Here is a 15070-nt window from a genome sequence, read left to right on the forward strand (position 1 = left end):
ATTGAATTTAGATTATTATGCAAATTAATAGTTTTCTCATAAAAGAACAAATACTGAAAACAAAAAAGGCGATACTTTTCGGTATCGCCTTCTTTTGTTGATTACCTTCCGGTCCTCACGGAGGGGAAGGATAGACTTTTATTACACTATTATTAATACTAAACCACTTATTCGCCTTCTCAGGTTACTTGTCTTGCTAAACAAGACACGTGACTATTAACTTAAAAAATATGTTTTAATAGATTGCGATGAGATTTCTCCCACCGCAATTTTATGAATTGTCAATTGTTAATTTTCAATTGTCAATTATTTAACAACCACTTTGAAGCTTTCGCCATCAACTGATACTACTACTACACCTGCAGGAGCAGCGATTGTTGCGTTGTCTGAAGAAACTACTTCGTTAGCTACTACCTTACCTAAGATTGTACTTACGATTACGTTCTTACCTTCAGCGCCCTTAACTACTACAGCACCGTTAACACCTGCTACTACTACGCTTGAGTTTTCAGCACTGATTTCTTCGTTAGCCGTCGGAGTAAGAGTTTCATCTTCATTCATATTGAATACGTCACCCTTAGAGTATTCATCATCAACTACTAAACAACCGTTAACCCAACGTAAATAACCTTCATTAGTTACTATACGATCACCTTCAGCTTTTTCTGGAGCATATTCTTTATACTGAGTCTGAATCTTAAATGCATTTGAGTTCAAAGCATCAACATATTTGAATGCAAATTTACCCAACGTAAATTCCGGTGTATTCAAATCAACACAAACAGTGTCATCGTTAGTTACTAAATATAACTTGTCACCTACATGATAACCTTCAACAAATGCTAATTTAGCACGATCATTACCTTCTTCTGTTTGGTTAATATAAGGATTACCATGTAAATTAGTAGCACCGTAGATATTGGCTGTATCAATCAAGTTAACTAAGTAACGAGCTTTTACATACGGAGTCTTGATTGCGTGAGGACAAACTCCATGTTCTGCAATCCAAGCTTCAGTATTATGAGTAGGATCATCCGGACAATAAGTATTCAACTTTTCTTCTACATTAACAGCCAACAGATACTGCCAACAAGTATTGTTACCACGATTCACGTAAGCTGTATCAACATACAATGCAGGGTTGATATCCTTGAATTGTTCAATATTGTCAATATTCAAGAAACTCAAAGTATCATTTGCTACAACCGCATTAGCATTCTTCTTTTCATAAACTACCTGGGCCTCATTTTCGTCTCGGTACAAGCGAATTACATCAACACCTTCTTCTGCAACCAATTTACGGTATTCAGGAGCATCATTGCGTTCAACCAGCATCAATGAATTATAATCACTTGCATACATACCCATTTCTTCCCATGAACCGTTTGTCAAGCTATTACCTTCGAATACTTTTTCAGAAGTAGCAGGATCAAAATCATAAGTTGTTGTTACAAGACCTTTGTTATCATAGGTATTGGCAACTGTAACTGGAACATAGTTATAAGTACCGTTAGCTTTCATCTTGATGATGAATTTCTGAGCAGCACCATTGTCAGTAGCACCATTATTGTCTTTATCGCAGATATAGTACTCCAAATTAGTTTGATTGTTCAGTTTAACAAACTCTTGGTTACTTCTATTCTGGAAAGTATAAGGAAGAATAGCCAAACGAGATTTACTGTCTGTGATTACATTTGTAGTTGCATTCCAAGACTGTAATGTGCTTGTTACATAAACTGTATCGATTTGGTTTTGATAAGCAGCAGCCGTCTTTTTCTTGAACGCCAAATTCCATTTAGTTGCATTTTCTTTTACAACTGTTGCACCAATCTGATGAGACGCACTATGATTTTCAGCCCAATAAGCTGGAATATCTTGATCAGCATTATCACGATGTAATGCTAAATAGAATGTATTGTCGCGCAATTCAGTTTCAGTATATTCAGCTAAGTAACCATCTGTACTGATTGCCGGAGCTTCTACGAACTTAATCTTAACGCTATCACCATCAACAGTAGCATCACCTGACACTGCATAAACTACGCCGTCATCTGAACGCAAACCTTTAACCACCAAAGTAGTTTTTGGATTTTCACGGTTAGCCAAAGTCAACTTAGTTCCATCATAAGTCGCAGCCCATTGAGCTTCGGGAGCATTCTCATACAAACTACTTGCTGCAACGAAATCAGCCTTATTATCACGAATTGCTAATTTTCCGTCTTTCTTGTATGCATCACCCGTTGCTTTTCCCGTTCCAGCAAAGCTGATTTCCAAGAATTTACCTTGCAGCATAGTGCGCAAATCTACTGCATTACTAGCACCTAATGTAGTTACAGCCCAGTTCTGAACTTCAACACCTGCTTTATCTTCTAATGCAGTCAAACGACCTGTTGCTAATGTATTGTTAATGTATAAACGTTTTTCTCCCCCAGCATTTGAAGCATCACCATCTACAGTTACTTTGACAGCTTTTGAGCCATTGTCAGCAGCATAAATTCTAAACAAATAGTTTGTCTGATCTCCATTTGCTACTTTCTTCAGATCATCAGCAGATTTTAATGTAAATGAACCCGGATTATCTGAGTCTGTATTAGTAGTTTCATCCCAGTACAGGAATTTACCTGCTTCGTTCATCAAGTAATAAACATTTTGATCTGCATCTACAAAATTATCGCCCACCAACTTTGTAGCTTTCAATGTTCCAGCGAACTGATCAACTCCACTAATAGATGTAACTTCGCTCTTTGCAGAAGAAATTGTCAACCCGAAGCCATTACCTAATTCTTTATTTAGATTAGTTCCTGTCATCGCAGAAGCAGAGTAGGCTGTTTCAACTGAAACGAACAGAGCTGCATCAACTAGTTCATTTACTTCATTAGAGCCAGCAGTCAGATCAAAGCTATTTGTATATTTAACAAAACCTGCAAAACTACCATCATTATTCTTAGCGCGCAAAACAAAGAAACAACCTAATTTGTCGCCCTCTTTAGTTACAGGAACAACATCAAATTTACTATATGATTTTACAGTAAAACTATGATTGGCATTATTTACCAAATCATTTCCTGACATTGTCCAATAAAATTCATCTACTTTACTAGTATTATAAGAGGAAGCAGCCAATGCTCCATTATTAACATAAACGAATCTATTGACCGCAACATTACTATTAGAAGGAACTACAACAAACAAACGTGAGTTGTTTGTAAATTCAGGTAAAACAGTTGCACCAACATTAGAAACACTTGTCGGTAATGTAGCAGTTGTTGTTACTGCATTACTTACAACAGCCTTCGTTTCAACTTGTGTAGGATTAGCAGGCAAAGCATTTACCGTGCTCATCATACCACCAGCGAGCAGCAAACCCGCACAAAGCGTAAGTACTTTTTTGTTCATAATAATGAAATAATTTAATTAGTAATATAAAGTTTATAAATCTCTTTCTTTAATCAACTCACAAGCGGTTGGAAAACTCGTTCCGATTAACTCGTTGAAATTCAATCTTAGGGTGTCGGGATTAAATGAAGGATTGATTATCGACGACCGTGCCAACGGTGGCGGAAATGTTTCTCCGATGATTCTGGAGCGTCTGGCCCGTGAACCTTATCGTCTGACGATGCGTCGGGGTTCAAAACTGATAGGAACCGTGCCCGATGCCGTACAAGTCGGACCGAAAGTCTGCCTGATCAACAAATATTCGGCTTCCGATGGTGATTTGTTCCCGTGGGGTTTCCGCGCCCTGAAGTTAGGAAAGCTGATCGGAACTCGTACTTGGGGTGGAATCGTCGGTATCAGTGGTTCGTTACCTTATATGGATGGAACTGACATCCGTGTCCCGTTCTTCACCAGCTATGATCCGAAGACCGGCGACTGGATTATCGAGAACCACGGAGTAGATCCGGATATTGTAGTCGATAATGATCCGATTCGCGAATGGAATGGTGAAGATCAACAGTTAGATCGAGCCATTCAGGAAGTCATGAACCAGTTGAAAGACCGGAAACCGCTTCCGGGTATTCCGGCTCCGCGTGACTGGGCGCCGAAGAAGTGATAAGTAAACTTCGATTTATAAGTTAGGGGAGGCATAGCATGCTGTGCTTCCGTTTGTCATAAGGGTTGGATTTAGATAATTCAGCCCTTATGTCTTTTATGAGACAGGCTACTTTTTATTCAGGTAAGTATTTTAGTGTATTGGCAGTTTTACATATATGTGCTTATCCTAAACCACAACTATTTACCTCTCCTGATTGTTATATAAGAAAGTCTGAGAACTTGTACACAAACCGACAAACAACAAGTTTGGATATATAAACAATAAGAATATGAAGAATCTGATTACAACAGTAGCTGCTTTGGCAACCTTAGCTTTTACTTATCAACCTGCCGATGCTTGTACAGGCATTACTTTAACCGCTAAAGATGGAACCCGTATTCTTTCCCGAACCATTGAATGGGGCGGAAGTGAATTGAACAGTCAGTATGTCGTTGTTCCTCGTGGCTATCAGCAACAATCTTATATTCCCGGCGGAAAGGTAGACGGTTTACGTTTTACGGCTCGTTATGGATATGTCGGATTGGCTGTCGAACAGAAAGAATTCGTGGCGGAAGGATTAAACGAAGCCGGATTATCAGCCGGATTGTTCTATTTTCCCCGTTATGGAAAATATGAGAACTATCAGGAGGCAAACCGTACGACTAGTATTGCCGACCTGCAGTTGGTGTCATGGATGCTGGCTAACTTTTCTACGGTAGAAGAGGTGAAAGCCGGCATGAAAGATATTCATGTCATTGCAATAGATCCACGTGCTTCTACGGTACACTGGAGGATTGAAGATCTTTCTGGTAAACAGGTGGTCATCGAAATAGTAGATGGAAAGGTAAACTTCTATGATAATCCTTTGGGAGTCCTGACAAATTCTCCCGGATTTGAATGGCAGATGACGAATCTCAATAATTATGTCAACCTCTTTCCTGGCTCAGCCGAAGCCCAACAGTTCGGGGATATCCAACTGACTTCGTTTGGTGCCGGCAGCGGTTTCCTGGGAATACCGGGCGATGTAACACCACCGTCCCGCTTTGTTCGTGCAGCTTTCTATCAGACAACTACACCTCAGAAGGAGACGGCTACTGAAACGGTATTGCAATGTTTCCAGATTATGAATAATTTCGATATACCGGTGGGAATAGAGTTTCCGAAAGGAGAGATACATGCTGATATTCCAAGTGCCACACAATGGACTTCGGTTACCGATCTTCGTAATGGGAAGATTTATTTCCGGACGATGTACAACAGTGCTATCCGTTGCATCGACTTGAAACAGATTGATTTTGGAAAGACAAAATATCAGGCTGTCTTTTTGGATGACGTGAAACAACAACCGATTGTTCCGATAGATATCCGTTGATTGGGACAGATAAATACAGAGACACGAAGTCGCAGAGGAAATAAATAAAAACTCTGTGGCTTCGTGTCTCTGTGTTTTTAGCTATATCGTCATTATTCTGCTGTTTCTTGAGCAGGTTTTCCGGCAATTTTATCTACTAAGATGGCAATGGCTCCGTCGCCTGTTACGTTGCAAGCTGTACCGAAACTGTCCATGGCAATGTAAAGAGCAATCATCAAGGCTTGCAAGGTCTCATTGAATCCAAGCATACTTTGCAGTAAGCCTAAGGCTGCCATGATGGCTCCGCCCGGAACACCCGGAGCTGCTACCATCGTGATTCCTAACATCAGGATAAAACCGGCAAAGGATGTTAATGAGACCGGCTCACCCGACATAAATAAGATGGCCATGGCACAGGCAACGATCTTCATCGTACTTCCGGCCAGATGAATGGTAGCGCAAAGCGGAATCACGAAGATGGCTATATTCTGCCGTACTCCATTCTTGATAGCTTGAGCCAGCGTTACCGGAATGGTGGCAGCCGAAGATTGTGTACCTAACGCTGTTGCATAGGCAGGAAGCATATTCCGCAATAAGCGTAACGGATTCTTATGACTGACTGATCCGGCCAGACTGAATTGGATTAGTAACAGCAGGACGTGGAGAACGAAGATAACCAGAATAACTTTCAGGAACATCGCTATGATACCTGCTACTTGTCCACTGACAGTCATGTTAAGGAAGATACCGAAGATATGTAAAGGTAAAAGCGGAATGATAACCACTTCTATCAACATCGTGATGATTTCTTTGAAGTCGGTAAAACCATCTTTGAGAACTGTTCCTTCAATGTAGGATAAACCAAGACCGATTGTAAAGGAAAGCAATAAAGCTGTCATGACGTCCATTAATGGAGGCATCGCTACTTCGAAGTAGGGCGTCAACATAAAATCTCCTGGATTTTCTACGGCTGCCAGTTCGGTATTCGGGGGAAGAATGGATGGAAAAATCGCATCGCAACTGAAAAAGGTAAAGAATCCGGAAAAGATCGTCGAACCATACGCTAGCAAAGCTGTAATGGCCAGTAGTTTTCCTGCTCCTTTTCCCAATTCGCCGATAGCCGGTGTTACCAAGCCTAAAATAATAAGCGGGATGGAAAATGATAGGAAATTCCCGAATAAAGAATTGAATGTAACGAATATTCGTACGATACTGGCCGGTAAGAACTGACCGAATAAAATACCGGCCGCAATGGCAATAACTACTTTTCCAAGTAAACTAATCTTGATCTTCTTCATGGTGCTTTTTTATTTTGAAGCCCAAGATAGCAATAATTATGCTCATAAGCGGGCTAATCAAATTAAAAAAGCAGTACGGAAGATAAGTTAATGTCGGTACACTCAAGATAGTGGCTTGCGTCATACCACACGTATTCCATGGAATCAATACCGAAGTTACGGTCACGGCATCTTCGGTTGTACGGCTTAGCAGACGGCTTTCGTATCCTTTCTTCCGATAGATTTCCTTGAACATATTACCTGTCAGGATGATGGAGATGTATTGGTCAGCCGTACAGATATTCAGTGTCAAACCCGAAAATACCGTTGAAGCGACCATACTGGCACGGCGTTGCATAAAGCGCATAAAGACGGAAGTGATCGTTTCCAACATGCCGCTGGCTGTCATGGCACCACCGAAACACATCGCACAAATAATCAGCCAGATCGTATTCATCATTCCTGCCATTCCACGGGTGGATACCAAGGAATTCAACATCTCGTTTCCTGTCTCTAATTGTGTAGAACCATATAACGTCATGAATACGCCTTTGAACATGGATGCTGCATTGATGCTTTCAGCTCCAGCTATCTGTTGTAATAAGTCTGGTTGGAACAAAATAGCAAAGACAGCTGCCTGCAGAGCCGATATAAACAGCGTGATGATTGGAGCTACTCGTTTGGCAATCAGTATCCCGGTTGCTATCGGTACAATCATCAAGGCAGCAGAGATGTGGAACGTCTCTTTCAGGGAGGCGGCAAAGCTCATCGCCTGTCCGGCGTTGTCGTGATCGAACATAAATCCGGCGACGGTGAAGATGATGAGGGTAATCAGCATCGTCGGCACCGTGGTGTACATCATGTAGCGGATATGGGTGAAAAGCGGCGTGTTCGTGGTAGAAGAGGCGAGCACCGTCGTGTCGGAAAGGGGCGAAATCTTGTCGCCGAAGTATGCCCCCGAAATAATGGCTCCCGCCGTCCATCCGGTCGAGAGACCCAGGGCTTCACCAATTCCCATTAAAGCAATTCCTATGGTGGCAATAGTCGTCCACGAACTTCCCGTCATGACCGAGACAATGGCACAGATGATACAGCAAGAGGCGAGAAAGAATGTGGGACTTAATACTTGCATCCCATAATAAATCAGCGTAGGTACAACGCCACTGATCATCCAACTTCCCGACAGTGCGCCGATGAGCAATAGGATTAACAGGGCAGTTGCTATACCTAAGATATTGGTACAGATGGACTCTTCAATCTTTTTCCATTTGACCTGACAAAAGCCCATGGCTAAAGCTGAACAACAAGCTGTTGTGAGCAATAAAACAACCTGGCTTCCGCCACTCAAAGCATCACTTCCGAAAATGTGGATTGTAAAGAAAAGGAGGATTACCATAACAATGATTGGAATCAGAGATAATCCGAGCGAAGGGCATTTAGTCGAGTTTGTTATTTCCATCCGTTTTGTTCGTTTGAAATCTATGTATGAATCTGTCTTTTTATTTTCAGGGCGCAAAAATAATAAGAATCAAGCAAATAAAAAAGAATGTAGTTTGGCTGAAGGTGAATTTTAGTGGCTTAAAGAATAGTGAAGAAAGTTATCAAATTCAAAATTCACGAGAATTGAAAACGAAATTCACGAGAATCGTTTTTGAAATACGTTAGATTTGAATACAAATGTCGCGTATTTCAAAAACTGATTCTTGTGGGTTAAATGCGTCTTTTTACTTCTTTAGAAGTTAATATTTACGCCACCCATGATATTAATTCCCTGCATCGGATATCCATAATACATTTCGTATTGCTGGTTCAACAGGTTATTCACTTTAAGATAAGCTCCGAATGTATCGTTGAATGTATAGCCTACTTGCAGATTCAGTTCGTTGATGTTGTTCAACTTATAATCTTCTGCACCAAACAGGCAAGTGTATCGGTCGGTTGCCAGGTAGTAATTCAGGCCGATTGCCAGCTTTTCAATAGGCTTTACTGTTACATCTGCATTGATCTCTACCTTCGGACGGCCATATACATACGTCAGATCTGCATTGGATGTTCCACCGACCCAAGTATCATCGTAATTACCTTTCCAGCTATTATAAACTCCTTTCAACTGAATATCCAAGAAGTTCTGATAACTGTATTTCAAATTGGCACCGGCAAAGAAGGCTTTTGTATCAATGCCCGGTAATACATTCGAATAGTTTCCAAACTCACCTTCGTTGAAGATACGAGACGGAACAAAAAGGGCATCTGATGAACGGATCTTGTATCCGGCAAAGACATCAAACCAGAATCCGGGAGCTGCGCCGCACTTCACACCGACTTGTCCGTTTAACCATTCGCGTGTCGGAGCTATTTCTTCGGTAGGATTAAAATAGCGGTTGACGAGTGATGTTTCGTATGCACTATTCGAATACAGACGACCGTTGGCTTTTAAGTAGAGGACAGTCTTGTTTGCCACTTCTACATCCGCTGCAATATTCGGTGAAGCCGTGAAAGAATTGTCTTCACCGGTAACGAACATCACGTTTGCACCCAGTTTGACATTCCAGTTTTCTCCGGCAATCTTATAATACGGACTTAATATAATCTCGGCATGATTAGCAAAGACACAATTGGGAACACCCTCCGGATAAGTCGGCAGATTATAGGCAAAGTATTCTACTTGTCCGCCAACACCCACGCGCTGGTTTCCATTGAAGAAAGCACTGAAGTCGAATTTCGCATCCAAGGTATGTTCTGTCGGACCGTCCAGTTCTTTGCTTAATCCGTATTTGTGCGAGAAATTGATGTAATCCAAATCAATCAAGTAGAAGAATGCCGCGTCTTCTTTCGCTTCTATGCCGATATTTGCCTGGATCGTCTGGTTCACCTGATTGGTTTCCCTATCGGCTTTTTGCAACAGATCTTCCGTCGTCAGGCTTGGAGTGTCATTCATAGGCAGACCGTAGTAATTGAATCCCGAATAATTATATTTACCGCCTAACTTCAAGATGGCCTTGTCGAAGGTATGAGCATAGTTAATACCACCTACGTTATCATTCAGTTTTGCCTTGACCTGATCTTCGATCTGGATATAATCAATATTACCGTTTGTTGAACGGTGAGAAAGGAATACATTCAGCTTGTCTTTTTCTGTACTTAAGATGTGATAGCCGAAGTCTCCGTTGATATTCAAATGCATGCCGGCTGCTACATTCAGGTAACCTCGACGCTTGTTATAATCCATTTGCGTCATGATATTACCCGAAGGCAAAAGCGAGATCTGCTTTTCCGGATCGGTTGCCAATGTAAACGGAGAATAAGAAATCGCCCGTTTGGTTACCTGCGGTTCTTTGATCGCCGGCAACGTATTGACTTTATTGGCATCCTGCACCGTCGGAGCATATTCACGTTCCAACGTCATTTCGCGGTCCAGCTTCTTTTTCGTTTCATCCTCTTGTGCTGAAACAGTAACGGCAGAACCCAGCAACACCGCTACGCAAAGTACTTTCTGATATTTTGTTTTCATCTTAGCCTCCTCATTACTTTAGTTTTGCCAAACGACTTTCAATCATCTCGGTAATGTTGTCGTCGCCCTGATAATTCTTCTGCAAACTGTTCAGATAAACGCGGGCCTGAACCGGATCGCCTTTACGAATATAAATATCTGCCCAAAGGATGAATCCGCGAGCCAGCCAGTATTGATGCGGTGTACCGTTCTTGGCAAACTCTTCCAATACCTTTTCTGCGTTCTTATCATCATTGGCATCGTAATAAAGTTGTGCCAATAAGTATTTGGCTTCAGCACCTTGTGCCGTACGTGTATCCTGACTGATCAGTTTCAGGTCTGCCAATGCTTTGGATTCCTGATCCATTTCCATGTAAGCCTTCGCACGAACGTAACGGGCTTCGTTGGCAATTTCCGGAGAAACTTTCGGATTCTTCAGTAACTGATTTGCTCCAGCAAGTGCATCTTTCTGGTTACCATCTTTCAATGCACAGCGCATGATTCCCAAAGAGGCTGCTTCTTTATTGTCGGCACTTTCTGCAATCTCATTCAATCGCTTGAATGTTTCGAGAGCCGCCTTGAAATTTTCTGTCAGGTATTCAATTTCAGCTTTACGTGCTGTTGATTCTTCCAGGAATTTCCGGTCACCACTGGCAATTACTTGTTCAAACATCGGCAAAGCCTCGTTATATTCCTTCAAGTTGAAAGCAATGCTGGCCAGGTAGAAGTTGGCATTGGTACTGAAGGCACCGTTCGGATAATTCTGCAAGTAATTCTGCATACTCCGGCGTGCTCCTTCATTATCACCCCGCATAAACAGCTTTTCTGCTGCAATGTAGGTCAACGAATCCTGCTCGTTGATGTTCAGGTGGATGTTTCCTCCCAGTGAGTTTACATAGGCAGCATAAGCATCAATATCATTCAAATCGATATAAACAGACTTCAAATCCTGCAAAGCGACCTTGGCTTCTTCACTGCCCGGATACTTGCTGATGACTTGTTTATAAGCTTCTGCTGCTTTTTCCGGCTTATTGTCGTTATAATAAATCAAGCCTAACTGGATACCGGCTTTCCGAGCCAAACTACTTTCCGGATATTCTCCAATCAGTTTGTTGAAGGTTTGAATAGCTGATGAACTGTTTTCCAATAAGACGTAAGTACGACCTTTCTCAAATAAGGCATCGTCGATATATTGAGATTCCGGATATTCACGAATCAACTGATCCATAGCCTGGATCTTTCCGCTATAATCTTTCTGCAAGCCCAGTACGAAACCTTTCTGGTAGACGGAATAATCTCCGGCAGAAGGAAGAACTTGAGAGGCTTTGTTGTAATTCTCTTCGGCTGCGGCAAACTGGCGATTATGGAACAGACAGTCACCGATACGGTTATAAGCATCCGCATACGAAGCTGCAGCATGATTTTGTTCCACATCCGTATATTGGCGGAAACGATTTAATGCCATATCATATTCCTGCTGCTTGAAATAGCAGTATCCTAGGTTATAGAATGAAAGGGCATACATATCCGTACCTTTCTGCTGTGTATTGTTCTGATAAGTCCGGTAGTCGGAAATCGCATTTCCGTATTCACCTTTCCGGTAGTAGGATTCACCTCTCCAGAAATAAGCGTCACTACGGGCTTCTTCGTTATACGTTCCCATCTGGATGGCACGCGTGAACAGATCAATTGCTTCATCCATCTTCATGTTGGTAAAGGACTCCGTTCCCAATTGGAAGAGAATATTCTGTTTGGCATCCAGAATCTTGACACTCGGATGCTTGATCTTTTCGATCGACTTCAGGGCTGCATCATAATTCTTAGTAGTCAGATAGACTTCTACCAGATAATCATTTACTTTGTCTGCATATTGGGAATTCGGGAAGTCGTTCAGGAAATCTTCGAAGATCGTAACGGATTCGCCAAATCCTGTAAATGCCGTTTCGTGTATCAGTAAAGCATAGTTGTACATAGCTGCTTCCTGAATTTGTCTGTCGTACGAAGAGGTTGCAGCCGCTTCGAATGCCATACGTGCATTATTCTTATCATTCTGTTTCAGATAAGACTGACCTAAATACAGATAAGCATTCTGTGTTAATGCATCATCTTGGCTGACAACCTTACCGAAGTTGTTGACTGCACTGCTGTAATTGCCTTTGTTGAACAGACATACTCCCAACAGATACAAGTCGCTGCGTAAGGGTTCATCGGCTTCTGATACATATTTGCTCAGATAATTCAGTGCTTTGTCCTGTTGTCCCTGATGATAATAGGAATTACCCAGGATACGATATAATTCGGTGTTGTTATTACTTCTCGGATAAGTATCCAGCAATCGTTCGCCTTCTTTGATTACCTGGCTATATTTATTCTGGATAAAATAGATTTGTGTCGTGTAATATGAAGACTGTTCCTTGAATTCCGGATTCTCTTTCAAGGCATCAAATTCTACGAGCGCTTGATTGTATTTGCCGTTTGCATAATCAATATAAGCCACGTAGTAGGCAGAAGCATCCCGATATTTATCGCCTATTTGCTGAATACGGCTGAACATCTGCCGGATTTGCTGCAACTTGTCCGGATTATCTTTTTCTACTTGAAGCATCGAGTACGCCAGACGAAAACTATATGCTTCCTGTTCTTCCGGACTCAACAGGTCGATGTCGGCTTCTTTTAACCAGAAGATAGCCTTCGGATAGTTCTTTTGTCCGAAATGAACCGAACCGATCAGAAACTCTATCACGTCGGAGTGGCGTGAATCCGGGTACGTTTCAAGATACATTTTCAATAGCTCGTCTGCATTGGGGCGACCTTGCTCAAATGCGGCATAAACCAGCATGAAGTCTGCTTCCTGAATCAAGTCTGCATCGGTGGCATGGGCTTTGTAGGCTTCCAGCTTGTCAATGCAGCCAGAATAATTCTTCAGGCCAAACAATTCCTTGCCTTCTGTAAACAGACGCTCCGGACTGCCAAACTGATACGAGCGTTGAGCATCCACCATGTGCGTACCAAGTACCAGGCATAAGGGAATAAGTATTTTCTTCATCACACTCTTTGCTTTTAATGTGTTTGTTTACTAAAAACAACAAACAACTTTCGCTGTTTGTTTAAACTAACTCTTTGTGTAATTAATTTACAAAGATATATAAACCCGTTGAGATTTAGACAACTTATTAGCCGAAAAAGCTTGCTGTTTGTTTTTTAGCGGTTCATTTCCTGATATTGCCGGATAGCTTTCCGGATGGAAGTAAGACCGAATTCTTCGGGTTGTAGCGTGGCTGGCTGGCGAATGATGATTTCGGCTGCATCGTCGGCTGCCTGTGCCTGGGTAAATTGCTTGACATGACACTCGAAGAACATATCGACGGTATGTACTTCAAATCCTTTGTATGGATAGATGTTGGGGATAGAAAACAGATACTCGCAGTGATCGATCTGAAGTCCGGTTTCTTCTTCTACTTCGCGGGCTGCAGCTTCTTCTGCACTTTCATACATATCGACGAAACCTCCGGGCAGATCGAGTGTGCCTTTCCCTGGATCTTTGGCGCGTCTGACCAGCAATAATTCTCCGGCTTCGTTACGGATAAAGCAAGCAACGGCTGATGAGGGATTGAAATAATAGACAAAACCACAATGCGTGCACTCTTTTGCTTTCTCATTGTGGATGACAAACGTCGGCTGTCCGCAAACCGGACAGAATTTAAACTGATGTAAAGGATGTTGTTTCATAGTTTGCTATATAAAAAAGACAGATCGCATTTTACATACGACCTGTCTTAAAAACATTGTATTATAGGGAAAGATTTTTTTCTTATTCTTTAACTTCCCAGCCTAAAGCACTTGCTCCTAATACGGCAGCATCGCTTTCTTTCAACTGAGAGAATAACAATTTAGTCTTGCCTTCATATACTTTCAGCATATTCTTTTCCATAGAACGCTTGATCGGGTTCATCAGCAGATCACCTGCTTTTGTCAGACCACCGAACAGGATGATTGCTTCCGGACTAGAGAATGCTACGAAGTCAGCAAAGGCTTCTCCTAACATGTTTCCTGTAAATTCGAAGATTTCCAAAGCCAGCTTATCGCCTTTCATAGCGGCATCGAATACATCTTTTGATGTGATTTCATCCGGATCCAATTCGCGAAGCAAGCTTTCATCTTTACGGATTTCCAGATATTCGCGCGCTGTTCTGGCAACACCTGTAGCTGAAGTATAAGCTTCCAGACAACCCTGACGACCGCAACCGCAAGGACGTCCGTTGTTACGACGCATGATAACATGGCCTAATTCGCCAGCAAATCCGTCGTGACCATATACCAAGTTACCGCCAATAACAATGCCGCTACCTACACCTGTTCCCAAAGTGATAACGATAAAGTCTTTCATTCCACGAGCAGCACCGTAAGTCATTTCACCGATTGCTGCAGCATTGGCATCGTTTGTCAGCGCAACAGGAAGACCTCCTAAATAATCGCTGATCAGTTCTGCCAAAGGAATTTTACCTTTCCAAGGAAGATTGGGAGCAAATTCAATACAGCCATTAAAGAAGTTTCCGTTTGGCGCTCCAATACCGATACCTTTGATCTTGCTAGGACCACCAGCCTGATCGATGATTCCTTTCAAACCGTCGCCCAAAGCTGTTACATAATCGTTGATATCTGTATATTTACCAGTCTTGATAGAGCTAGTATATAAAATAGTTCCGCGTGCATCAACCACGCCAAAAACCGTGTTGGTACCACCTATATCGATACCTACTACATAAGGCTTCTCCATGATTTTATGTTTAGATTAAAAATGAATTACTAACCTAAAATCCGCAACTATCATCCAATACACGATTAAGGGTAGATTTATGAGTCGTTAGTAGCAGCTTTCAGTAAAAAGCAACAGCACAACATCAATATGTAGCCACCAT

9 protein-coding genes and 1 pseudogene are annotated in these 15070 nt (G+C 41.9%); 3 read left to right on the forward strand and 7 right to left on the reverse strand.

Translation table 11 applies throughout. The features are described 5' to 3' along the window. Window positions 1-306 precede the first annotated feature (306 nt). Window positions 307-3396 carry a DUF6383 domain-containing protein gene (locus tag MUN53_RS15140; protein ID WP_243326342.1) on the reverse strand — a complete coding sequence of 1030 codons (3090 nt, stop codon included), beginning with the start codon at window positions 3394-3396 and terminating at the stop codon, window positions 307-309. A 127-nt stretch (window positions 3397-3523) separates the two neighbouring features. Here MUN53_RS15140 and MUN53_RS15145 point away from each other — a divergent pair. Next, window positions 3524-4051 (forward strand): annotated as a pseudogene (locus tag MUN53_RS15145) (S41 family peptidase); the annotation flags it as partial. 271 nt (window positions 4052-4322) lie between these two features. Further along, the gene (locus MUN53_RS15150; RefSeq protein ID WP_243326343.1) at window positions 4323-5405 is read left to right on the forward strand and encodes a linear amide C-N hydrolase; all 1083 of its coding nucleotides are present in this window, start codon (window positions 4323-4325) and stop codon (window positions 5403-5405) included. A gap of 92 nt (window positions 5406-5497) precedes the next feature. Here MUN53_RS15150 and MUN53_RS15155 read toward each other — a convergent pair whose 3' ends face one another. Next, the gene (locus MUN53_RS15155; RefSeq protein WP_243326344.1) at window positions 5498-6682 is read right to left on the reverse strand and encodes a dicarboxylate/amino acid:cation symporter; all 1185 of its coding nucleotides are present in this window, start codon (window positions 6680-6682) and stop codon (window positions 5498-5500) included. Then, entirely contained in the window at window positions 6663-8066 is a 1404-nt protein-coding gene (locus MUN53_RS15160) for a Na+/H+ antiporter NhaC family protein (protein ID WP_243326349.1), read from the reverse strand. The genes MUN53_RS15155 and MUN53_RS15160 overlap by 20 nt, the downstream gene beginning before the upstream one ends. Here MUN53_RS15160 and MUN53_RS18345 point away from each other — a divergent pair. Continuing rightward, window positions 7948-8235, forward strand: coding sequence for a hypothetical protein (locus tag MUN53_RS18345; protein WP_243326350.1), 288 nt, complete (start codon window positions 7948-7950; stop codon window positions 8233-8235). The two genes, MUN53_RS15160 and MUN53_RS18345, sit on opposite strands and share 119 nt — an antisense overlap. Before the next feature lie 158 nt (window positions 8236-8393). Here the strand turns inward: MUN53_RS18345 and MUN53_RS15170 are convergent, their stop codons facing one another. From MUN53_RS15170 to MUN53_RS15185, 4 genes are all read right to left on the reverse strand, one after another. Beyond that, complete coding sequence (locus tag MUN53_RS15170) at window positions 8394-10172, reverse strand: TonB-dependent receptor (protein ID WP_243326345.1); 1779 nt, start codon at window positions 10170-10172, stop codon at window positions 8394-8396. 13 nt (window positions 10173-10185) lie between these two features. Beyond that, window positions 10186-13197: a tetratricopeptide repeat protein gene (locus MUN53_RS15175; protein ID WP_243326346.1), complete on the reverse strand. Its 3012-nt coding sequence runs from the start codon at window positions 13195-13197 to the stop codon at window positions 10186-10188. Window positions 13198-13352: 155 nt separating this feature from the next. Beyond that, complete coding sequence (locus MUN53_RS15180; RefSeq protein WP_243326347.1) at window positions 13353-13880, reverse strand: NUDIX domain-containing protein; 528 nt, start codon at window positions 13878-13880, stop codon at window positions 13353-13355. A gap of 82 nt (window positions 13881-13962) precedes the next feature. Further along, window positions 13963-14928 carry an ROK family protein gene (locus tag MUN53_RS15185; protein WP_022456480.1) on the reverse strand — a complete coding sequence of 322 codons (966 nt, stop codon included), beginning with the start codon at window positions 14926-14928 and terminating at the stop codon, window positions 13963-13965. Window positions 14929-15070: the final 142 nt, after the last annotated feature.

The organism is Parabacteroides faecalis, assembly GCF_022809355.1.
GTDB lineage: Bacteria > Bacteroidota > Bacteroidia > Bacteroidales > Tannerellaceae > Parabacteroides > Parabacteroides faecalis.